25 protein-coding genes and 1 pseudogene are annotated in these 20,564 nt (G+C 31.1%); 21 read left to right on the forward strand and 5 right to left on the reverse strand.

The annotated features are described in order from the left end of the window. The first annotated feature begins 32 nt into the window (after positions 1 to 32). The 4 genes from ACTQYZ_RS06715 to ACTQYZ_RS06730 all read left to right on the forward strand — a co-directional run bounded on the left by ACTQYZ_RS06715 (position 33) and on the right by ACTQYZ_RS06730 (position 1,089). A complete protein-coding gene (locus tag ACTQYZ_RS06715) occupies positions 33 to 236 on the forward strand; it encodes a 4Fe-4S binding protein (RefSeq protein WP_138269050.1) in 204 nt (67 codons plus the stop codon). Further along, the gene (locus ACTQYZ_RS06720; protein ID WP_441416269.1) at positions 229 to 444 is read left to right on the forward strand and encodes a hypothetical protein; all 216 of its coding nucleotides are present in this window, start codon (positions 229 to 231) and stop codon (positions 442 to 444) included. The genes ACTQYZ_RS06715 and ACTQYZ_RS06720 overlap by 8 nt, the downstream gene beginning before the upstream one ends. Positions 445 to 527: 83 nt before the next feature. Next, a complete protein-coding gene (locus ACTQYZ_RS06725) occupies positions 528 to 836 on the forward strand; it encodes a hypothetical protein (protein WP_441416270.1) in 309 nt (102 codons plus the stop codon). Then, positions 808 to 1,089 (forward strand): ArsR/SmtB family transcription factor, encoded by a 282-nt coding sequence (locus ACTQYZ_RS06730; protein ID WP_441022096.1) that lies wholly within the window; start codon positions 808 to 810, stop codon positions 1,087 to 1,089. The genes ACTQYZ_RS06725 and ACTQYZ_RS06730 overlap by 29 nt, the downstream gene beginning before the upstream one ends. 28 nt (positions 1,090 to 1,117) lie before the next feature. Here ACTQYZ_RS06730 and ACTQYZ_RS06735 read toward each other — a convergent pair whose 3' ends face one another. Further along, the gene (locus ACTQYZ_RS06735; protein WP_441416271.1) at positions 1,118 to 1,588 is read right to left on the reverse strand and encodes a hypothetical protein; all 471 of its coding nucleotides are present in this window, start codon (positions 1,586 to 1,588) and stop codon (positions 1,118 to 1,120) included. A 10-nt stretch (positions 1,589 to 1,598) separates the two neighbouring features. Then, on the reverse strand, positions 1,599 to 1,949 hold the full coding sequence (locus ACTQYZ_RS06740; protein ID WP_329379873.1) for a hypothetical protein: 351 nt from the start codon (positions 1,947 to 1,949) through the stop codon (positions 1,599 to 1,601). Between the two features lie 169 nt (positions 1,950 to 2,118). Between ACTQYZ_RS06740 and ACTQYZ_RS06745 the strand changes: the two genes are divergently transcribed. From ACTQYZ_RS06745 to ACTQYZ_RS06780, 8 genes and pseudogenes are all read left to right on the forward strand, one after another. Continuing rightward, complete coding sequence (locus ACTQYZ_RS06745; protein ID WP_441022090.1) at positions 2,119 to 2,565, forward strand: bactofilin family protein; 447 nt, start codon at positions 2,119 to 2,121, stop codon at positions 2,563 to 2,565. 80 nt (positions 2,566 to 2,645) lie between these two features. Beyond that, on the forward strand, positions 2,646 to 2,837 hold the full coding sequence (locus ACTQYZ_RS06750) for a DUF1858 domain-containing protein (RefSeq protein ID WP_138269056.1): 192 nt from the start codon (positions 2,646 to 2,648) through the stop codon (positions 2,835 to 2,837). A gap of 43 nt (positions 2,838 to 2,880) precedes the next feature. Further along, positions 2,881 to 3,435: an ImmA/IrrE family metallo-endopeptidase gene (locus ACTQYZ_RS06755; RefSeq protein ID WP_441022088.1), complete on the forward strand. Its 555-nt coding sequence runs from the start codon at positions 2,881 to 2,883 to the stop codon at positions 3,433 to 3,435. 122 nt (positions 3,436 to 3,557) lie between these two features. Then, positions 3,558 to 4,688: a DNA-processing protein DprA gene (gene dprA, locus ACTQYZ_RS06760; protein ID WP_441022086.1), complete on the forward strand. Its 1,131-nt coding sequence runs from the start codon at positions 3,558 to 3,560 to the stop codon at positions 4,686 to 4,688. Positions 4,689 to 4,723: 35 nt separating this feature from the next. Further along, positions 4,724 to 6,790 (forward strand): type I DNA topoisomerase, encoded by a 2,067-nt coding sequence (gene topA / locus ACTQYZ_RS06765; protein ID WP_441416272.1) that lies wholly within the window; start codon positions 4,724 to 4,726, stop codon positions 6,788 to 6,790. Between the two features lie 338 nt (positions 6,791 to 7,128). Further along, positions 7,129 to 7,464 carry a leucine-rich repeat domain-containing protein gene (locus ACTQYZ_RS06770; protein ID WP_441416278.1) on the forward strand — a complete coding sequence of 112 codons (336 nt, stop codon included), beginning with the start codon at positions 7,129 to 7,131 and terminating at the stop codon, positions 7,462 to 7,464. 12 nt (positions 7,465 to 7,476) lie between these two features. Continuing rightward, a pseudogene (locus ACTQYZ_RS06775) lies at positions 7,477 to 8,133 on the forward strand (hypothetical protein); the annotation flags it as partial. A gap of 130 nt (positions 8,134 to 8,263) precedes the next feature. Further along, positions 8,264 to 9,421: an iron-containing alcohol dehydrogenase gene (locus ACTQYZ_RS06780; RefSeq protein WP_441022082.1), complete on the forward strand. Its 1,158-nt coding sequence runs from the start codon at positions 8,264 to 8,266 to the stop codon at positions 9,419 to 9,421. 142 nt (positions 9,422 to 9,563) lie between these two features. On the opposite strand, the gene ACTQYZ_RS06785 is transcribed toward ACTQYZ_RS06780, so the two are convergent. Genes ACTQYZ_RS06785 through ACTQYZ_RS06795 form a run of 3 tightly spaced genes read right to left on the reverse strand, consistent with a single transcriptional unit; the run spans position 9,564 to position 11,901 of the window. Further along, positions 9,564 to 9,938, reverse strand: coding sequence for a desulfoferrodoxin family protein (locus tag ACTQYZ_RS06785; RefSeq protein ID WP_253229418.1), 375 nt, complete (start codon positions 9,936 to 9,938; stop codon positions 9,564 to 9,566). 46 nt (positions 9,939 to 9,984) lie between these two features. Then, positions 9,985 to 11,196, reverse strand: coding sequence for an FprA family A-type flavoprotein (locus tag ACTQYZ_RS06790; RefSeq protein ID WP_441416273.1), 1,212 nt, complete (start codon positions 11,194 to 11,196; stop codon positions 9,985 to 9,987). A 21-nt stretch (positions 11,197 to 11,217) separates the two neighbouring features. Further along, positions 11,218 to 11,901, reverse strand: a complete 684-nt coding sequence (locus tag ACTQYZ_RS06795) for a Crp/Fnr family transcriptional regulator (RefSeq protein ID WP_171020623.1) — start codon at positions 11,899 to 11,901, stop codon at positions 11,218 to 11,220. A gap of 185 nt (positions 11,902 to 12,086) precedes the next feature. Between ACTQYZ_RS06795 and ACTQYZ_RS06800 the strand changes: the two genes are divergently transcribed. From ACTQYZ_RS06800 to ACTQYZ_RS06840, 9 genes are all read left to right on the forward strand, one after another. Then, positions 12,087 to 12,593 (forward strand): GNAT family N-acetyltransferase, encoded by a 507-nt coding sequence (locus tag ACTQYZ_RS06800; RefSeq protein ID WP_441416279.1) that lies wholly within the window; start codon positions 12,087 to 12,089, stop codon positions 12,591 to 12,593. Positions 12,594 to 12,817: 224 nt separating this feature from the next. Then, positions 12,818 to 13,819, forward strand: coding sequence for a tryptophan--tRNA ligase (gene trpS / locus ACTQYZ_RS06805; RefSeq protein WP_253229415.1), 1,002 nt, complete (start codon positions 12,818 to 12,820; stop codon positions 13,817 to 13,819). Between the two features lie 600 nt (positions 13,820 to 14,419). Continuing rightward, positions 14,420 to 14,971, forward strand: a complete 552-nt coding sequence (locus tag ACTQYZ_RS06810; RefSeq protein ID WP_441416274.1) for a DUF3793 family protein — start codon at positions 14,420 to 14,422, stop codon at positions 14,969 to 14,971. 28 nt (positions 14,972 to 14,999) lie between these two features. Continuing rightward, positions 15,000 to 15,422 carry a flavodoxin gene (locus ACTQYZ_RS06815; RefSeq protein ID WP_441416275.1) on the forward strand — a complete coding sequence of 141 codons (423 nt, stop codon included), beginning with the start codon at positions 15,000 to 15,002 and terminating at the stop codon, positions 15,420 to 15,422. 213 nt (positions 15,423 to 15,635) lie between these two features. Continuing rightward, positions 15,636 to 16,010, forward strand: a complete 375-nt coding sequence (locus ACTQYZ_RS06820) for a metal-dependent transcriptional regulator (protein WP_441022071.1) — start codon at positions 15,636 to 15,638, stop codon at positions 16,008 to 16,010. A gap of 147 nt (positions 16,011 to 16,157) precedes the next feature. Beyond that, the gene (locus ACTQYZ_RS06825; protein WP_138269068.1) at positions 16,158 to 16,850 is read left to right on the forward strand and encodes an iron-sulfur cluster assembly scaffold protein; all 693 of its coding nucleotides are present in this window, start codon (positions 16,158 to 16,160) and stop codon (positions 16,848 to 16,850) included. Positions 16,851 to 16,865: 15 nt separating this feature from the next. After that, positions 16,866 to 17,864, forward strand: a complete 999-nt coding sequence (locus tag ACTQYZ_RS06830; RefSeq protein ID WP_138269069.1) for a GGGtGRT protein — start codon at positions 16,866 to 16,868, stop codon at positions 17,862 to 17,864. Between the two features lie 337 nt (positions 17,865 to 18,201). Beyond that, on the forward strand, positions 18,202 to 18,435 hold the full coding sequence (secG, locus tag ACTQYZ_RS06835) for a preprotein translocase subunit SecG (protein WP_138269070.1): 234 nt from the start codon (positions 18,202 to 18,204) through the stop codon (positions 18,433 to 18,435). A 34-nt stretch (positions 18,436 to 18,469) separates the two neighbouring features. Continuing rightward, positions 18,470 to 20,446: a sodium-translocating pyrophosphatase gene (locus ACTQYZ_RS06840; protein WP_441416276.1), complete on the forward strand. Its 1,977-nt coding sequence runs from the start codon at positions 18,470 to 18,472 to the stop codon at positions 20,444 to 20,446. Positions 20,447 to 20,564 lie beyond the last annotated feature (118 nt).

Consider the following 20,564-nt stretch of genomic DNA (forward strand, 5'->3'; position numbering starts at 1 on the left):
TATACTTAAATAAAAAAATTTAGGAGAAGTTAATGAAAAGTAAATTTTATGCGGTTGTTTCAAATAATTGCGTGGCCTGCGGTGCTTGTATGAAAGTATGTCCAAGAGAGGCCATAAAAGTAAAAAAAGGAGTAAGAGCTTTTGTTGATGAGTCTTTATGCGTTGGATGTGGTCTTTGTGTTAATACATGTCCTGCTGGAGTTATTAGCAAAGTAGAAAGGGGAAAAGATGAATAAGAAAAAACATTGGTATGATTATTTATGGATATATACACCACTATATTTGATTTTAGGTTTATTTAACATATTATTTGCATGGCTTGGAATGATTGAATTTTTAATTCCTCTTTTTATTGCATTATTTGGAGGAGGAAAAGCTTTTTGCAATAAATATTGTGCAAGGGGGCAGTTATTTGATATACTTGGTAATAAGTTAAATTTATAAAGAAAAAAAGTTCCTCCAAAATTTTTATCTTCTAATTGGTTTAGATATTCATTTTTATTATTTTTATGAGTATGTTTGTTTTAATGATAATAAACACCATAAATGTATTTTGGGGAATTAATGATTTAAAGGAAGTAATAAAAATTTTATGGACTTTTAAGGTTCCTTTTGGATTTTCTTATACTTCGTCTATTTTCCCTGACTGGGTAGCACAGTTTGCATTTGGAATGTATGGAATGATGCTTACATCTTCTATTTTAGGTTTTGTTACTATGTTATTTTTTAGACCTAGAAGATGGTGTGTGTACTATCCTATGGGAACAATGACACAGTGCGTTTGTAAAATAAAGGAAGGTGGTTTTAGTGGAATTAAAAGCGCAGAAAGTAAGTGATGTTTTAAAAATAATATCAAATAAAAATCGTCTTCTTATTCTATGCTATTTGGAAGAGGGAAAATTAAGCGTAGGTCAATTAAGCGAAAAAATAGATTCCATTTCCATGGCTGCAATTTCACAGCATTTAAACGCACTTAAACTTGCGGGGATTGTAGAAAACGAGAAAAAGGGTTTAAGTGTTTTTTATCATATAAGTGATATGAGAGTTGTTGAAGTTATGAAAACTTTAAAAGAACTTTATTGTAAATAAAAAAAGAAAGTATTTATACTTTCTTTTTTTAAACTTCGTTGATGATTTGTACATCTTTCATTTGTTTTTTTATGTATTCGATGTTTACATCTTTTATCCATATATTTCCACTGTCAACTCCTAGTTTATTTCCGTCAATATAACAGATAAGCTTTGTTGAGTCTTTGAAATATACATATAAGATTTCGCTGGTGGATTCTTTGTTTCCAAGAATTTGAATTTTATAATTGTCCAAAGATCTTATTATTTTTGTTATTTCGTTGTCGTTTCCGCTTATGGATTTTTTTTCTTCCACAACTGACATGAAAGGCTCGCCTTTATATTTAATGTATTCTATTTTTGTTATTTCTTTACTAGCTATTTGATTATCCAGTACGTTAGAAAGCATACTGCTTTTTGCAATCTTTGGAGTTAAAAATAAAATTAAAATGAGTACTATTCCTATAATAATAAAAGGAATATATTTTTTTTTGAAATTTAAGTTGATTTTAGAATTCATTTTACTTTAATTATTTTAAATCCTTTCCTTTATAACCTATTACTTCCATTACAGGTATTACGAACATAAAGCCAAGTCCTTTGGTTTCTATATTGCCAAGGAGTTTCATAACTTCTATTTTTACTTCGTCTAGTTTTTCTTCGCTTTTGATGATTGAAATTATCGTAACGTTCTTAGGTTTGTTTCCACTCAAAATTTTTCTGATAGAAGTAAATGTATAATCTTCATTATTATAATGCATGTTTACTTTTCCAAGTCCCGTTGAATTAAACAGAGTTCCTCCCACTTCGCATCTGGATAATATTTCATGCACGTCATCCACCAAATACATATCGTTTAAAATGATAAACAGAGCATACATTTTTCTACCTCCACACGTATCATATATAATTTAGTGTAACACAATTTTTTAAAAAAATCTAATAAAAAACAGAGGTTTGGTATTTTTTCTTGTATTTTAAATTTAGTTAGGGTATAATTAATAAATAATTAGACAATTTCTAAAGATTATTTAAAGAGAGGTTGATATAATGGCAAAAAGCAAGCTTCAAGTATCTAATAAAAGGGTTAATTACGAACAAATTGATACTATTGTGGGAAGTGATATAACTTTTATCGGAGATCTTGCAGCCGGTGGAAACGTAAGATATGAAGGTAACTTAAAAGGTAATGTTAATTTATCCGGTAATATTATTGTCGGAAGAAATGCATTTATTGCAGGTAACATTAATGCCAAAAATGTTCATATAATAGGTACGGTGGAAGGAATTGTTACATGTGAACAATTAAAAATATTATCTACCGGTAAACTAACCGGAGACGTTTATGTTGATAACATCATCATTGATGAAGGTGCTATTTTTATAGGTGCATGCAAAACAAAAGTTGCAGATGTGAAAGATGAAACTCAAATAAGCGAAGCAATGGCAAGCGATAAAGATGTAGACTTAGACACAAAAGAATCTGAAGAAGCTTAATTTGTGATAACCTTAATCTAAAGTTTAAATAAATTCTTTATTGAAAAATTTAAACAATTTAATTATTTGGAGGTAAGAAAATGAAAATAACAAAAGAAATGGGAATTATGGATATAGTAAACAAATATCCTCAAGCTGTTTCAGTATTTCAAGCATACGGAATGGGATGTGTAGGATGTATGGCAGCAAGATTTGAAACATTAGAAGAAGGAGCTATGGCTCACGGAATCAACGTTGACGAACTTGTTGATGATTTAAACGAAAATATTTAGTTTTAAAGCCTCTTTTATTGGAGGCTTTTTTTTGAGGAGATTTATGGCGAAACATTTGTATGAAAATATATACGAAAAAGCAGATTATGTAAGAGAGAAATATTTTGTTGATACTTATCCCGTAAGTTTTGATAAATTTGATGAAATCTTTGAAGATTTACATTATAAAGTAAAATTTTTTGATAATTGCGATAAGTCATGCGTTATCGGAAATATGCTTATTGTAGGTAATACTTCAATGGATGAAGAAGAATTTTTAAGGAAAAATTCTACACTAAGCGATGAAACTAAAAAAAGGAGAGAGGCTTTGGCTCATGAAGCAGGACATTTGTTCTGCCACAGCATAAATCAGCTTGAAAGTATAGACTTATCCCTTAATAAAGAAGAAGCTCAGGCTGATGCTTTTTCTTTGTATTTTCTAATCCCCGATGATTTATTTGAGAGTTTTTATAAAGAGTCTTATAATTCTTATGGCTCTTTTAATTATTATGAAGCCAGTGATACTTTTGGGGTTACGGTTGAATTTATAAAAAAGAGAAAAAAGTATTTTGAAAAAAGTATGAGACACGAAAAAGAAAGGTTCTTTGATGATTTTTAAAACTTCCTTAATATATGAGGAAGTTTTTTTGTGACTAAAATGTGACCAAATGTTCTAATATTATTGCAATTTATCTAGAAATATATTATCTTTAATTTATTCATATGAAGAGGAGAGAAAAAATGAATATATCAAAATGGCTATGGCTTATTTCAACTCAAAATATCGGTGCAAAAAGAGCAATTGATTTATATGACTATTTCGGTTCAATTGATGCGGTATATGAAAATGACAATATAAGCGAATATATGAATATAAAAGGTATAAATATGGATACTGCAACAAGAATGGTTACCGACAAGGATTTGAAAAAATACGATAAAATAATAGATAAAATGTATAATGAAAGCATAAACTACATTACCATGGACGATAAGTATTATCCTTCTGTTTTAATGGATACATATGATTATCCTCCCGTGCTTTTTTATAAAGGAAAGAATCTTTTTATTGAAGATAATCCTATGATTTCAATGGTTGGAACAAGAAGGGCAAGTAATTACGGCATGAATGTTGCTAAGCAGTTTGCAAGAGAATTTTCAAATAATGGACTTGATGTTGTAAGCGGTATGGCAATAGGAATAGATACATATGCTCATAAAGGTGCTCTAGAGGGAATGGGTGATACCATAGCTGTTTTAGGATGCGGGGTTGATAAAGTTTATCCTAAATCAAACGCAAAGATATATGATGAAATAATAGAAGGAAGAGGGATGGTTGTTAGCGAATATTTGCCAGGAACGGAACCTTTAAGTCATCATTTCCCTGCAAGAAACAGAATAATAAGTGGGCTTTCGCAAGGAACTGTTGTTATAGAAGCATCCTTTAAAAGCGGGTCTTTGATAACTGCAAAATATGCTAACGAACAGGGAAGAGAAGTTTATGCAGTTCCGGGAAATATAACTTCCAGAGTATGCGAAGGCAGTAATACTTTATTAAAAGACGGTGCCAAACTTATTTTAAGCGCAAATGATGTTTTGGAGGATTTATATTATATTTTAAAAAGACCTGGTATGCATAAGGTTACGGAAATTATAAAAGAAGAAGATTATTATGAAGAGGATATTTTGAATAAATATAATTTAACTAAAGACGAAAAGCTTATATGTGAACTTATAAGAGACGGTGATAATACAGCTGACTTAATAAGCAGAAAGCTTTCAAAAGAAATAAACTTTATAAATTCAACCTTGACAATGTTAGAAATAAGAGGTATTGTTATTAGCACAGGCGCAAAGCTTGAGTTAAGATAGCTTTGCAGTTTATTATTACTTGAAAGGAGCAGTAGATGTCTTATAGATTAGTAATAGTCGAATCACCTGCTAAAGCGAAGACAATACAAAAATATCTTCCAAAGGATTGTAAGGTTGTAGCATCAAAAGGACACGTTATAGACCTTCCAAAATCAAAACTTGGAATTGATATTGAAAATAATTTTGAACCTGAATACAAGACCATAAGAGGTCAGGGGGAAAGACTTAAAAAACTTAAATCTGACGCAAAAAAAGCGGATGAAGTCATTCTCGCAACTGATAACGATAGAGAAGGAGAAGCTATTTCTTGGCATATCGCCAACTATCTTGGTCTTGATTTGAATGATAAAAACAGAATGGAGTTTTTGGAAATTACTCCATCGGCAATAAACAACGCCATTAATCATAAAAGAAAAATAGATATGAACATAGTTGACGCACAACAAGCAAGAAGAGTTCTTGACAGACTTGTGGGATATAAAATAAGCCCTGTACTTTGGAGTAAAGTACTTCGTGGACTTAGTGCGGGAAGAGTTCAGTCTGTTGCTCTTAGAATGATTGTAGACAGAGAAAATGAAATAAGAAACTTTGTAAGTGAAGAATACTGGATAATGGACGGTATTTTTAACAAAAAAGATACAAAAAAAGAATTTTTCAGTAAGCTTGCTTTAATAAACGGTAAAAAAGCCCAAATAAATAATAAAGAAGAAAGCGATAAAATAATAGAAGAATTAAATAAAAATGCTTTTATTGTAAAAGACGTTAAAAAAGGAGAGAAGAAGAAAAATTCTCCACCTCCTTTTGAAACAAGTTCTCTTCAACAAGACGCAAGCAATAAACTTGGTTTTTCAATTTCTAAAACAATGATGCTTGCTCAACAATTATATGAAGGTGTTGAAGTTGAGGGAATAGGACAAATAGGTCTTATCACTTATCTTAGAACTGATTCTACAAGACTTTCAAAAGAAGCAGTTGATGCGGGAAGTAAGTTTATAAAAGATAAATATGGAGATGAATATCTTGGATATACAGGTCCTAAAGGCAAAAACAACAGTAAAATTCAAGATGCCCATGAAGCAATTAGACCTACTGATGTAAATTTAACTCCTGAAAAATTAAAAACATCTCTTACTGCTGATCAGTTAAAACTTTATACTTTAGTTTACAACAGATTTTTGGCATCTTTGATGAGCCCTGCTGTTTATGATACTTTAAGGGTTGATATAGAAAACGGAAATTATACATTCCGTTCAACAGGTTCAAGGGTAAAATTCAAAGGTTATCTTGAAGTTTACAGTTATGCTTCAAAGAAAGAAGATGAAAATGAAAGTATACCGCTTATAGAAAAAGGCGAAGAGGTTTTATTAAAAGAATTAAAACCTGCTCAAAAATTCACACAGCCTCCTGCAAGATATAATGAGGCAAGTCTTGTTAAGGTTTTAAAAGAAGAGGGAATAGGAAGACCTTCTACATATTCTCAAATAATCAATACAATAAAAAACAGAGGATATGTTGAACTTGACCAAAGAAGATTTGTTCCAACAATGATAGGGGAAGCCGTTGATAAACTTTTAAGGGAGAATTTCGAGGATATAGTAGATATAGATTTTACGGCGAACATGGAAAGTAACCTTGATGATATTGAAGAAGGAAGCAAAAAATGGAAAGACGTAATATCTGATTTTTACAAAGGACTTGAAAAAGAACTTGAACATGTTAAGGAAATTGAAAGAATAAAACTTCCGGAAGAACAAACCGATGAAGTATGCGAAAACTGTGGTAAACCTATGGTTATAAAATACGGTAGATTTGGAAAGTTTATGGCTTGTAGCGGTTATCCAGAATGTAAGACAACAAAGGCTATCGTTAAAGAAATTGATGCTTCTTGCCCAAAATGCGGCGGTCAAATTGTTGAAAGAAAAAGCAAAAAAGGAAGTGTGTTTTACGGATGTAAGAACTATCCTAACTGTGATTTTGCTTCTTCACAAAAACCAACGAGAAAACTTTGCCCTAAATGCGGAGAAATTTTATACGAAAGTAAAGGTAAAAAGAAAAGTTTATTTTGCAAAAACAAAGAATGTAAATATAAAGAAGAATTATAAAAAGAGAGGAACCTCTCTTTTTTTATGTAAAATTTCTATTGCTATTAATTTATTTGTTTACACATGAGTAATAAAGGTATATAATATGTTACGTATACAGTAATCATAATAAAAAATACATAAAGGGGATACAATCAATGAAAAAAGCATTATTTAAAACAGGATTTATGTTTATTCTATTTTTTTGATTATTAATATTTCCATTAAGCTCAAATCAAGTAAATGCAAAAGAAGTTGCAAATGGAACAGGATGGAGTCTTGATGATAGCGGAGTTATTACCATAACAGAAGATATTTCTGATAATACTACTTATGAATGGCAAACTCATGCATCAGAAATAAAGGAAGTTGTAATCGTAGATGGAGTAACAAAAGTGCTTTCTAGTGCTTTTTATTCAAATAATGGCGTAAATTACAGTAATTTAACTAAAGTTACATTATCTTCGAGTGTTGAAGAAGTAGGTTTATATGCATTTGCCGATAATCCTTCACTTGTAGATGTTAATCTTAATGATGAGTTAAAATTAATAGGTAACCTTGCTTTTAAAGGAGCCGGATTTACACAAATTACATTGCCAAGCAATGTAGAACTAAATTCAGATGCTTTTCAAGGATGTAATGTAACTTCTCTTACAATTCCAGCAGGAACAATTTGGGGTGGCGGAAATGCTTAGTTCTCTCATTGTCATTATTTAACGGAAGTTGTTTTTGAAGATGGAATTACTGATGTAGGTCAATCAGTTTTTATGGATTGTCCAAACTTAAAATATGTATGGATTCCAAAATCAGTTAAAAAAATAGATTTAGGTGTACTTGCAGTAAAAAATTTATGTATTATAGGTTATAAAGGAAGCGGTGCTGAAGAATACGCTAATTCAGGTACAGCTGAAGTAAATAATATGACATTCTATGCAATTGATGGAGATAGCCATGATTATGCAAATTGGAAAGTAGTAAAAGAAGCTACTTGTGAAGAAGAATGTTTGAAAGAAGGAGCTTGTTCAATTTGCGGTACAAAAGGAACAGAAGTAATTCCTGCAAAAGGATATTCTTTTGACGAAGGCGTTATTACAAAAGAACCAACAACAAAAGAAGAGGGCATAAAAACTTATACATGTAGTGTATGTAAAAAAACAAAAACAGAAATTATTCCTAAGTTGACAGACGGAGATGTAAGCGAAGGCTCATCAAATACAGACAAGACTGAAACAAACAATACACAAACTGTTCAAACACCAAAAACAGCAGATACTTCAAATGTAAACATGTGGATTTTAGTAATGAGCTTATCTATTGTTGCTCTTTTAAGTACTGTAATAAAGGTACAACATAAAAATAGTTAATATGTAAGATGCTATGATTTCATAGCATCTTTTTTTATTAAAAATAAATATTTTAGTTTTATTAAAAATAAAATGGATTTTATAGTATAATATTAATAACAAAAAGCGAAAAGAAGTAAAGGAGAAAAGTATGAATAATTTTTATTTTCATTTACCTACCGAAGTTTATTTTGGTAAAGGACAGATAAAAAAATTACCTGAAATTTTATCCGGCTTAGGTAAAAAAGCACTTTTGGTTTATGGTGGAGGAAGTATTAAAAGAAGCGGGCTTTATGATGAAGTTTTATCTTTATGTAAACAAAGCGGTACTGAATTATTCGAACTTTCAGGAATTGATCCAAATCCAAGAGTTGAGTCTGTAAGAGAAGGTGCAAAAATTTGTAAAGAAAATGATATTGATGTTGTCTTGGCGGCAGGTGGCGGAAGTACCATAGACTGTGCAAAAATGATTGCTGCCGCAGCAAAAAGCGAAGAAGATGCTTGGGAACTTGTAATACATCAAGATAAAATAAAAGATGCTCTTCCTATCATTGATATTTTAACTCTTTCTGCAACAGGTTCTGAGATGGACCCATTTGCAGTTATAAGTAATATGAAAGAGAATATGAAAATAGGGGTTACCAGTGAGCTTTTTAAACCTAAAGCATCAATTATGGATCCAAGTTATACATGTTCTGTTCCTAAAAATCAAACAGCTGCCGGAACTGCCGATATAATGTCTCATATTTTTGAAAATTATTTTTCAAACGTAAAAGAAGGCTTTATGCAATCAAGAATGGCAGAAGCATTATTAAAGACTTGTATAAAATACGGTCCTATTGCTTATAATGATCCTGAAAATTATGAATCAAGAGCAAATCTTATGTGGGCTTCTTCATGGGCAATAAACGGACTTCTTAGCTCAGGAAACGAGGTTGAATGGTGTGTTCATCCTATGGAACATGAACTTAGCGCATTTTATGACATAACACATGGTGTAGGACTTGCAATTCTTACTCCAAGATGGATGGAATATGTTTTAAATGAAAATACTCTTGATAAATTTGTTGAATACGGAATAAACGTTTGGGGAATTGCGCCTCATAAGGAAAAAGAAGAAATTGCTAAAGAAGCAATAAAAAATACATATGATTTCTTTAAAGGACTTGATATTCCAATGACTTTAAAAGAAGTTGGAATTGATGAAACTCACTTGGAAGAAATGGCAGAAAAAGTAGGGGAAATAAAAGGAGCTTATAAACCTTTAAATAAGGAAGATATGTTAAATATTTATAAGATGTGTCTATAAAAAAAAGAGGAGAAATCCTCTTTTTTATTTTATATAATATTATGTTAAAAATGAATGTAAATTGTTATATCCTTATATAATATTTTTACTTAAGTTTTTTATTTAATAAAAAAAGGAGCCTCAGCTCCTTTTTAGTGTTTTACTATTTTTTCCATAATCCGTGAAGATTACAATGTTCGTAAGCTGCTACGAATTCATCTCCGTCAGCAAGGATAAATTCAGCTTTTGGTGCATCACCTGGTTTTAAGTTTTTAACTTGGTGACCAAGTTTTGTTTCAATCCAAATGAATTCGATGAAGTGTTCTTCAAGCATTGGATGTTCAACTTCACCTACTTGTACGCTTACTTTGTTACCGTCAACTGTTACAGCTGGTACGTGTTTTTCAAAAGCACCGTCTGTTTGACCTGGTTTTAATTCTTCCATTTTTTCTCCGCAGCACATTACAGGTACTCCTTTGTTTACTGCAAATACTACGATGTTTCCACAATGTTTACATTTGAAAAATTTGGCTTCCATTTTTATTCCCATCCTTTTCTTAATTTTTTATTTTTAATAAATGTAGCTATTTATTAATTTCATTTACTATGTTTTCAGCTAATACGTCAAGTTGTTGTACATTTTCATCACTTAATGCAGATTTTATTGTAATATCTCCATCAATGTAGTTGATATTTTTTAATTTTTCAACGATTGCTTTCATTTTCTTTGTTGCCATTGGACCCCATGTTCCGTTTTCAATGAATGCAACGTTTCTGTTTTGAAGATTATGAGCTGCTATTTCATGAAGAAGTGTTTCCATTTTAGGGAAGATTTCGTTGTTGTAAGTTACTGATGCAAATACAATTGTTTTATATTTGAAAGCATCAGATAAGATATATGAAGGATCAGTTTTTGATGCATCGTATACTTTTACATTTTTAACGCCTTTATCAGCGATTTTGTCTGCAAGAGCATTTGCAGCCTTAGCTGTATTTCCGTAAACTGATGCATAAACAACCATTACAGAATTTTCTTCTGCTTCATATGTGCTCCAGTGATTGTATTTGTCTAAAATCATTCCGATATCGTCTTTATCTCTCCAAAGATGTCCATGAAGAGGGCAAATTAGTTCAATATCAAGTGTTGCAGCTTTTTTAAGTAGAGCTTGAACTTGTGGACCGTATTTACCAACGATGTTTGTGAAATATCTTCTGTTTTCATCAATCCAGCCGTTTTCATAATTTACTTCGTCTGTGTATAAGTTTCCGTCAATTGCTCCGAATGTACCGAAAGCATCTGCTGAGAATAAAATTTTATCTGTTACGTCATATGTTACCATAGCTTCTGGCCAGTGAACCATTGGTGCCATAACGAAAGCAAGAGTATGTTTACCTGTGTTTAAAGTATCGTTTTCTTTTACGATTAAAGCTCTTGAATCAATATCAAAATCAAAGAATTGTTTAATCATGTTAACTGTTTTTTGGTTACATACAACTTTTGCTTCAGGGTAGCGGTACACTACTTCGCTAAGCATAGCGCAGTGGTCAGGTTCCATATGATTTACAACGATATAATCAAGATTTTTTCCGTCTAAAACTGCTGTTAAATTTTCAATGAAATCTTCTCCTGCTATTTTGTCAACAGTATCGAATAATACGTTTTTTTCATCAAGTAAAACGTATGAGTTGTAAGAAACTCCGTTTTCAACAGGATAAATGTTTTCGAATAATTCAATTCTTCTGTCGTTTACTCCAATAAAATATAAATCTTCTTTTACTTTTCTGACATTTTTCATAATTTACAAATTTCCTTTCCCTTAACTGTTTAAACATAGTTGTTCTAGTTTTTCCAAATTTAAAATTTCTATATGCTTTTTGCTTACTTTTATTAAATTTTCTTTTTGCATTTTCATTAAGCTTCTGGATAAAGACGGCCTTTTTACTCCAAAGAAATCAGCCATATCCTCTCTTGTCATGTATATTCTTACTTTGTTGTTTCTATCTTTGTTTTCAAGTAAATACAAAGATATTTTCTCTTCCAAAGTCGTTGCTGAGAGAATATGTATTTTTTTCATAAGAGCAAGGGATTTATCTGCCTGAAGATGCATGATGTTTCTTATTAACATTTTATGAAACTTACAGGCTCTTTCGCATACATTAAAGAAGAAATTCCAAGGAATTATGAGTACTGTTGATTTTTTTGTTGATATTGCATCATAATAATTGTAATCATTAGATTCACCTTGAAACAAATCTCCAAATATTTCTCCGTCATTTATTTCATAAAATATGTTTCTGTTTCCCGACGGATAATCTTTTACTATCATTACTTCGCCTTTTAAGAGAACATATAAGTAATTAGGTTTGTCTTCTTCTTTAAATATGAGTTCATCTTCTGCATACTCTTTAATTTTTGATTTTGAACATATCATCATTTCTTCTATTGATTTTATGTCAATATCATAAAACAATTCGGATTTTGCTATTAAACCATAATCCATCTTTTTCTCCCAAATACCATAAAGCATGTTTAATGAATTTTCTATATAGTAACAAATTATAGAAATAAATTCCGTAACATTTGTTACATTTTTATAGATTTTACATTAAAAATTTATTAAAATCAATCAAAATTTTACAAAACTAAAAAAATTTAATAAAATTATAATATAAAGAGGTGTTTATGTTGAATATTAGAATAGAAGAAGGGTATTTGTATAAAGAGGAAATAATAAAGGAACTTTTTAGGGAATATACGAATATGCTTGTGGAAAATGATGAAGAATTTAAAAATTATCTTGAAATTCAAAACTACGATGAAGAGTTACATGATTTAGAGTTAAAATATTCTAAACCATGGGGAAGGCTTTATATTGTTTTTTGTGATGATAAACCTGCAGGGTGCATTGCGCTAAAAAAATTAGATAAGGTAAACTGTGAGATGAAAAGGCTTTATGTAAGAAAAGAATACAGAGGTAAGAAAATAAGTGAAAAACTTATAAATAAAATTATCGATGACGCAGTAAATATAGGGTATAAGCATATGCTTTTGGATACTCTGCCTTTTTTAAAGAGTGCCATTCATTTATATAAAAAATTTGGTTTTTATGAGATTGAAAGTTACAATAATTCTCCTATGGATACTTCAATATATATGAAGCTGGATTTAGATAAAAATCAGTTTGCCGAATAAATTTTTTTAATTGTAATTTATAAATTTTATTTATAATGGTAAGTTATCAGTAAATAGCAATTCATCGTTTAGTGATTTTGATATTAATTTAATTATAAAAAAATAAAATAATACTCTCATCGTAAACATCAATACACATTAAAACAAATCAATATTGCATATTCATAAAAATATTGTTATTATTATAGAAAACATTTTGAACAAATAAAAATTGAGGTATAGATATGTCTGAAGATAAAAAAACTATTTTAAGCGGTATACAATCAAGCGGAGAATTTACAATAGGAAATTATTTCGGAGCAATAAAAAACTGGGTTGAACGTCAGGATGATTATAACTGTATGTATTTTATAGCAGATATGCATGCAATAACAGTAAATCAAGTTCCTGCGACTTTAAGAAAGAGATCTTTTGAATGTGCGGCAATGCTTCTTGCAAGCGGTATCGACCCTGAAAAATCTCTTTTATTCATTCAGTCTCATGTTCATCAACATGCAGAACTTGGCTGGATACTTAACTGTTTTACTCATATGGGCGAACTTTCAAGAATGACACAATATAAAGATAAATCAAAAAATCAAGGTGAAAACATAAAAGTAGGACTTTTTGATTATCCTGTTTTAATGGCTGCTGATATTTTATTATATCAAGCGGATCTTGTTCCTGTGGGAGATGATCAAAAACAACATCTTGAACTTACCAGAACAATAGCAAACAGATTTAACAATACATTTTCACCTACTTTCAAAGTTCCTGAAGGTTATTATGGTGAAAGCGGAGCAAGAATAATGTCTCTTCAAGATCCAAGTAAGAAAATGTCTAAATCAGACGAAAACAAAAACGGATTTATTTCAATGATAGATAAAAAAGATGTAATTATGGCAAAATGTAAAAGAGCCGTTACAGATTCTGATATGAATATTATTTACGACAAAGAAAACAAACCTGGAGTTTCAAATCTTCTTGAAATATATTCTTGTGCTACAAACAAAACAATAGAAGAAGCCGTAAAAGATTTTGAAGGAAAGAATTACGCATACTTTAAAACAGCTGTAGGGGAAAGTATAGCAGACAGACTCACTCCTATTCAAGATGAATTTGAAAGACTTTGTAAAGATAAAGCATATGTTAACGAAGTTTTACAAAAAAGCAGTGAACAAGCAAGCTACATTGCAAACAAAACACTTAGAAAAGTTAAAAAGAAAGTTGGATTTTACAGTTTATAAAAAGAGGAGAGATCTCCTCTTTTTTTATTGTATATAAATTATGTATGAGGTTAATTTAGTGTTTTTATAATAAATAAATGATATAAAGGATAAGGTAAATATAGATTACAGTTTATAATTACTTTGACTATATTTATAAGATATGTTTACAATGTATGTTTGTGAATTTAAAAGAAGATATTTATTTGATATCATGATTTTTTATAAATAAAAAGGTAAATAAAAAATATGTTTTATCATTAAAAACAATAAAGTACATATAGAAATGTATTTATAGAATAAACTTTTTATTAATAAATTTTATATTATAAAAAAATTAAAAAAACAGTTGACAAAGGTTAAAAATAATGATACCTTATATACAAGTTAGCAATGACTAACAATAAAAATAAAGGTGAAAGAATTATACCCATATTTTTTTAACCGTATGTTAGCAAATACTAACAATATTTATCTCTTTTATATATGAATCGGATATGTTTCGATTTATAAAAATTTCTTTTCATTACATTATAGAATTCAAGGTACCGTGACATATATGTTTTAGCCTTCCAATTATTCCCTTCACGGTACCATGATTTTCTATAAATGGAGGTTAATATGATTGAAAAATATTTAATTGAACATTGTTCTCCAACCCTTGCAAATCTTAAAACGGCAAATTTGTTTTCATTTAAAGTTAGTGACATTAAAACTTTAAAAGAAAGTATAAGGGCATGGAATTATGAGCTTAACGAAAAAGGTATATATTTATCTTTGCTAAATGTGAAAAATAACTTAGCCCTTGTTTATGTATACAGAAGAAAAAAACTTGAAGAAGATTTAAAGAAGGACGGAGTAGGTGAGATATTAAATATTTACGGATATAAAAATACTAATATTTATTATGCAATAAACACATTAAAAGAAAGGCTTAATTTTAGCGATAATTTTCCTCATGAAATAGGTTTATTTCTTGGTTATCCCATTGAAGATGTTAAGGGATTTATAGAAAATCTCGGTAAGAATTCAAAATGCTCGGGGTGCTGGAAAGTTTATTCAAACGAGTGTGAAAAAATAAAAATGTTTAACAAGTTCAATAAATGCAAAAAAGTATACTCAATGCTTTTTAACGGCGGCAGGTCAATTTCTAAACTTGCTGTTGGCATTTAAAATAAATATAAGCGAGGTATAAAATATAATGAGTAAAGTGGCAGTTGTATACTGGAGCGGAACAGGTAATACAGAAATGATGGCTCAAATGGTTGAAGCAGGTATTGTTGAAGCAGGCGGTAGTGCAAGTGTGATGACAAGCGCCGAATTTAATTCAGATATGATTGATGAATTCGATGCTATTGCATTTGGTTGCCATTCAATGGGAAGCGAACAGCTTGAAGAAAGCGAATTTGAACCAATGTTTAGAGAAGTAGAAGATAAATTAAGCGGAAAGAAAATTGCTTTATTTGGTTCTTACGGTTGGGGAGATGGCGAATGGATGAGAAACTGGGAAGATGAGTGTTCATCTGACGGTGCTACTATGGCACATGAAAGTGTAATATGCTGTGGAGCTCCTGATGATTCAGCTAATGAAGATTTAAAAGCTCTTGGAAAAGCTCTTGTTTAATTTACCCCCCTAAAATATATAATTACTAAGATGCAGAAACCTTTCTGCATCTTTTTTTTGATAACAATATAAAAGTGATTAAATTTAATGTTTTAATATCTTATAAATAAAATATTGTTTTTTTTTATGTGATAATATAAAATATATAGAAAACGTAAATAAAATATATAAATATATAGAAAATCATAAAAACAAAAATATTGGGAGATTTGTATGAAAACACATGAATCCAGAGAAGATTATTTGGAAACTATACTTATTTTAAAGAAAAGACTTGGAAACGTAAGAAGCATAGACATTGCAAACGAGCTTAACTATTCAAGACCAAGTGTTTCAAGAGCGATAAAATTAATGAAAGAAAATGAGTATATAACCGTTGAAGAAAACGGGCTAATAAAGCTTACTGATCTTGGAGAAGAAGTAGCAAAATCTATTTATGAAAGACATACAATAATCGGTAATATGCTTATGAAACTTGGAGTAAGTGAAGAAACAGCATTTGAAGATGCTTGTAGAATAGAGCATGTTATAAGCAAAGAAAGCTTTGAAAAAATAAAAGAACATGCCGGTGATTTCATAAAAGAATAAATGTATATATAAATAAGAAGCAAAGGGTTTTTCTTTGTTTTTTATTTTTTTGACAAAAGATTATTTGCAAGTAGTTAAATATTATGTTAAAATAAATTGACTTTAACAGACAAATAGATATTTGTGAAGTTTTTTTAGGAGGTTAATATGATTTATACACAAGAAGTAGAAAACATGTGCGTAGTTAAAAAAGGCGCAAATCATGGCCCTGCACCTATTCCTGAAGAAGGTAAATGGGTTAAATCAAAAGAAATCAAAGATATAAGCGGTCTTACACACGGTGTAGGTTGGTGTGCACCTCAACAAGGAGCTTGTAAACTAACATTAAACATCAAAGACGGTATCATAGAAGAAGCTTTGGTTGAAACACTTGGATGTTCAGGTATGACTCACTCAGCTGCTATGGCAAGTGAAATTTTAATTGGTAAAACTTTACTTGAAGCATTAAACACAGACTTAGTTTGTGATGCTATCAACACAGCTATGAGAGAATTATTCCTACAAATCGTTTACGGAAGAAGCCAATCTGCTTTCTCTGAAGGTGGTCTTGCTATCGGCGCTGGTCTTGAAGATTTAGGTAAAGGACATAGAAGTCAAACAGGTACTTGCTATGCTACAAGCAAAAAAGGACCTAGATACTTAGAATTATCTGAAGGTTACATAACAGAAATCGGTTTAGATAAAAATGATGAAATCATCGGTTACAAATATGTAAATCTTGGCGTTATGATGCAAAACATTAAAAAAGGTGTCGATCCTATGGAAGCTATCGAAAAAGCTAGCGGTAAATACGGTAGATTTGACGATGCAGTAAAAACAATCGACCCAAGAAACGAGTAGGAGGGAGGAAATAAAATGGCATTATTTGAAAGTTACGAAAGAAGAATTAAACAAATCGAAGAAGTTTTAAATAAAGACGGTATCAAATCATTAGAAGAAGCTAAACAAATCTGTGATGATAAAGGTATCGATGTTGCAGGTATCGTAAAAGGAATCCAACCTATTTGTTTTGAAAACGCATGTTGGGCTTACACAGTAGGTGCGGCACTTGCTATTAAAAGAGGAGCTACTACTGCTGTAGAAGCTGCAAAAATTATTGGTGAAGGTTTACAAGCATTCTGTATTCCTGGTTCTGTTGCTGATGACAGAAAAGTAGGTCTTGGTCATGGTAACCTTGCAAGTATGTTACTTTCTGAAGAAACAGAATGTTTCGCTTTCCTTGCAGGTCATGAATCTTTCGCTGCTGCTGAAGGTGCTATCGGTATCGCTAACTCAGCAAACAAAGTTAGAAGCAAAGACTTAAGAGTTATCTTAAACGGTCTTGGTAAAGATGCTGCTCAAATCATTTCAAGAATTAACGGATTTACATATGTTCAAACTCAATTTGATTACTTCACAGGAGAATTAACAATCGTTAACGAAACAGCTTACTCTGACGGCCCAAGAGCTAAAGTAAGATGTTACGGTGCTGACGATGTTAGAGAAGGTGTTGCAATCATGCACAAAGAAGGTGTTGACGTATCTATCACAGGTAACTCAACAAACCCAACAAGATTCCAACATCCAGTTGCAGGTACATACAAAAAAGAATGTATCCAAGAAGGTAAAAAATACTTCTCAGTAGCCAGCGGTGGTGGTACAGGTAGAACACTTCATCCTGATAACATGGCTGCAGGTCCTGCTTCTTATGGTATGACAGATACAATGGGAAGAATGCACTCTGACGCTCAATTTGCCGGTTCTTCATCAGTTCCTGCTCACGTAGAAATGATGGGACTTATCGGTATGGGTAACAACCCTATGGTTGGTGCAACTGTTTCTGTTTCTGTTGCAATCGAAGAAGCTAGTAAATAGTTTTGTTAAAGTAAATTAAAAGATACCTTGTATAAGGTATCTTTTTTTATTTATAAGAGTTTAGATAAAATAAAAATTTGAAAAATAGTGATTTATTTTATGAAAAAATTATATAAAATTTATAAAATCTATTTGTGAAACATAAATAACATATTATAATTAAATAAATAAAAGTATCTAAATCAAAGGAAATATATGATTTTTTTTTAATGAATGTATTTTATGTAAAAAAATCAAAAATTGTAAAAAAAACTTCAAAAAAATTAAAATATGCTTTGATTTATGCGGTTTGTATGATATAATATTAAACTGCAAGATTTATATTTAGGAGGATAAAATGGAAACAGTATTATTGGTGTTGATAATAGTATCAAGCCTTGGCTTAATTGCAAGTGTAGTATTGCAAGAAGGTTCTACTGCAGGCATGGGTGGTGCTATTTCAGGCGGTGCCGAAGGTTTATTTGGTAAGAAAAAAGCTCATGGTATGCAAGGACTTTTAAATAAGATTACTTTAATATCAGCAGTAGTATTTTTTATATCAATTTTTGTTTTTGACCTTCTAACAAAATAAAACAATATAGTAAAATTAATTTCGGAGGAGAAAAATGAGTGTTGAAACTTTAAAGTTTTTTGCCCCTGTTGCGGGTATTATAGCGCTTCTTTTTGCGTTATATCTTGCTTCTTCGATCAATAAAGTTGATCAAGGAACAGATAGAATGAAAGAAATTTCATCTCACATTCACGAAGGTGCTATGGCTTTCTTAACAAGTGAATACAAATATATCGTTATTTTTGCTGTAGTATTATTCGCTATTTTATTTGCATTAATAGGTTGGGAAACAGCAGTTTGTTTCTTAATTGGTGCTTTATTCTCAGTTTTAGCTGGTTTTTTTGGTATGCAAGTTGCTACTAAAGCTAACTCAAGAACAGCTGCTGCGGCTAAAGACAAAGGTATGGGTGCTGCGTTAAAAGTTGCTTTTAACGGTGGTAGCGTTATGGGTCTATGTGTTGTAGGTCTTGGTGCTATCGGTGTTAGTATCGTATACATGATCTTTGCCGATGTAAACATCATCACAGGTTTTGGTCTTGGAGCTTCTTCTATCGCTTTATTCGGTAGAGTTGGTGGTGGTATCTATACAAAAGCTGCTGACGTTGGAGCTGACCTTGTAGGTAAAGTTGAAGCTGGTATTCCAGAAGATGACCCAAGAAACCCAGCTGTTATCGCTGATAACGTAGGTGATAACGTAGGTGACGTTGCAGGTATGGGTTCTGACTTATTTGAATCATATGTTGGTTCTATTATTTCTGCAATGACTCTTGGTGGACTTTTACTTGGAAGCATGGAAGCTGTTATGTTCCCATTAGCTCTTGCTGCAGTTGGTATCATTTCTTCAATTATCGGTTCTTTATTCGTTAAAGGCGGAGAAAATTCTGATCCACATAAGAGCTTAAATCTTGGTACATATGTAAGTGGTATTCTTGTAATTATCGCTGCTTACTTCTTAACAACTTCTTTACTTAAAGATATTACATACTTCTATGCTATTATTTCAGGTCTTGTTTGTGGTATCTTAATCGGTAAAGTTACAGAAGTTTACACATCTGAAGATTACAAATCAGTTAAGAAAATTGCTAGTCAAAGTGAAACAGGTGCTGCTACAACAATTATTTCTGGTCTTGCTGTTGGTATGATGTCAACTGCTATTCCAATTATCTTAATCGTAGCTGCTATTTTACTTTCTTATATGTTATCAACAGAAGGTTTATATGGTATTGCTCTTGCTGCTGTTGGTATGCTTTCAACTGCAGGTATGACAATTGCCGTTGATGCTTACGGTCCAATCGCTGATAACGCTGGTGGTATCGCTGAAATGGCTGAACTTGATGATTCTGTAAGAGAAATTACAGACAAACTTGATAGTGTAGGTAACACAACTGCTGCTATCGGTAAAGGTTTCGCTATCGGTTCTGCTGCTTTAACAGCTCTTGCTTTATTCGCATCTTACTCAACAGCTGTTGGTATCAAAGCTATTGACTTACTTGATGTAAAAGTTATTGCAGGTTTATTCATCGGTGGTATACTTCCTTATGTATTCTCAGCAATCACAATGGAAGCTGTTGGTAAAGCTGCTAACCAAATGATTGAAGAAGTTAGAAGACAATTCAGAGAAATTCCTGGTATCATGGAAGGTAAAGCTAAACCAGAATATTCTACATGTGTAGAAATCTCTACAAAAGCTGCATTAAAAGAAATGATCGTTCCTGGTCTTCTTGCAGTAGTAGTTCCATTACTTGTAGGTTACTTCTTAGGTGCTACAGCTCTTGGTGGTCTTCTTGCAGGTGCACTTGTAACAGGTGTATTAATGGCTATCCAAATGGCTAACTCAGGTGGTGCTTGGGATAACGCTAAAAAATATATTGAAGGTGGAGCTCACGGTGGTAAAGGTAGTGAAGCTCACAAAGCTGCAGTAGTTGGGGATACAGTAGGTGACCCATTCAAAGATACTTCAGGTCCTTCATTAAATATCTTAATCAAATTAATGACAATCGTTGCATTAGTATTTGCTCCATTGTTCATGTAATAGAAAATTAAAGCCTCTTTATAGAGGCTTTTTTTATTGTAATTTTAGATTGTATTTTAATAATATAAATTTAATATATTTTTATTGTAGAAGTAGTGATAAATTAAAGTAAAAATTA

Origin of the sequence: Anaerofustis sp. LCP19S3_F7 (assembly GCF_052119445.1) — a bacterium.
GTDB classification, from domain to species: Bacteria; Bacillota; Clostridia; order Eubacteriales; family Anaerofustaceae; genus Anaerofustis; species Anaerofustis butyriciformans.

What these genes read in the sequence shown, in the direction of transcription:
- topA (WP_441416272.1), top strand. Translation starts at nt 4,724, where the DNA reads ATGTCTTATAGATTAGTAATAGTCGAATCACCTGCTAAAGCGAAGACA.
- ACTQYZ_RS06840 (WP_441416276.1), top strand. Translation starts at nt 18,470, where the DNA reads ATGAGTGTTGAAACTTTAAAGTTTTTTGCCCCTGTTGCGGGTATTATA.
- ACTQYZ_RS06720 (WP_441416269.1), top strand. Translation starts at nt 229, where the DNA reads ATGAATAAGAAAAAACATTGGTATGATTATTTATGGATATATACACCA.
- ACTQYZ_RS06715 (WP_138269050.1), top strand. Translation starts at nt 33, where the DNA reads ATGAAAAGTAAATTTTATGCGGTTGTTTCAAATAATTGCGTGGCCTGC.
- ACTQYZ_RS06735 (WP_441416271.1), bottom strand. Translation starts at nt 1,588, where the DNA reads ATGAATTCTAAAATCAACTTAAATTTCAAAAAAAAATATATTCCTTTT.
- dprA (WP_441022086.1), top strand. Translation starts at nt 3,558, where the DNA reads ATGAATATATCAAAATGGCTATGGCTTATTTCAACTCAAAATATCGGT.
- ACTQYZ_RS06815 (WP_441416275.1), top strand. Translation starts at nt 15,000, where the DNA reads ATGAGTAAAGTGGCAGTTGTATACTGGAGCGGAACAGGTAATACAGAA.
- ACTQYZ_RS06790 (WP_441416273.1), bottom strand. Translation starts at nt 11,196, where the DNA reads ATGAAAAATGTCAGAAAAGTAAAAGAAGATTTATATTTTATTGGAGTA.
- ACTQYZ_RS06750 (WP_138269056.1), top strand. Translation starts at nt 2,646, where the DNA reads ATGAAAATAACAAAAGAAATGGGAATTATGGATATAGTAAACAAATAT.
- ACTQYZ_RS06810 (WP_441416274.1), top strand. Translation starts at nt 14,420, where the DNA reads ATGATTGAAAAATATTTAATTGAACATTGTTCTCCAACCCTTGCAAAT.
- ACTQYZ_RS06820 (WP_441022071.1), top strand. Translation starts at nt 15,636, where the DNA reads ATGAAAACACATGAATCCAGAGAAGATTATTTGGAAACTATACTTATT.
- trpS (WP_253229415.1), top strand. Translation starts at nt 12,818, where the DNA reads ATGTCTGAAGATAAAAAAACTATTTTAAGCGGTATACAATCAAGCGGA.
- ACTQYZ_RS06830 (WP_138269069.1), top strand. Translation starts at nt 16,866, where the DNA reads ATGGCATTATTTGAAAGTTACGAAAGAAGAATTAAACAAATCGAAGAA.
- secG (WP_138269070.1), top strand. Translation starts at nt 18,202, where the DNA reads ATGGAAACAGTATTATTGGTGTTGATAATAGTATCAAGCCTTGGCTTA.
- ACTQYZ_RS06780 (WP_441022082.1), top strand. Translation starts at nt 8,264, where the DNA reads ATGAATAATTTTTATTTTCATTTACCTACCGAAGTTTATTTTGGTAAA.
- ACTQYZ_RS06825 (WP_138269068.1), top strand. Translation starts at nt 16,158, where the DNA reads ATGATTTATACACAAGAAGTAGAAAACATGTGCGTAGTTAAAAAAGGC.
- ACTQYZ_RS06795 (WP_171020623.1), bottom strand. Translation starts at nt 11,901, where the DNA reads ATGGATTATGGTTTAATAGCAAAATCCGAATTGTTTTATGATATTGAC.
- ACTQYZ_RS06740 (WP_329379873.1), bottom strand. Translation starts at nt 1,949, where the DNA reads ATGTATGCTCTGTTTATCATTTTAAACGATATGTATTTGGTGGATGAC.
- ACTQYZ_RS06725 (WP_441416270.1), top strand. Translation starts at nt 528, where the DNA reads ATGATAATAAACACCATAAATGTATTTTGGGGAATTAATGATTTAAAG.
- ACTQYZ_RS06755 (WP_441022088.1), top strand. Translation starts at nt 2,881, where the DNA reads ATGGCGAAACATTTGTATGAAAATATATACGAAAAAGCAGATTATGTA.
- ACTQYZ_RS06785 (WP_253229418.1), bottom strand. Translation starts at nt 9,938, where the DNA reads ATGGAAGCCAAATTTTTCAAATGTAAACATTGTGGAAACATCGTAGTA.
- ACTQYZ_RS06745 (WP_441022090.1), top strand. Translation starts at nt 2,119, where the DNA reads ATGGCAAAAAGCAAGCTTCAAGTATCTAATAAAAGGGTTAATTACGAA.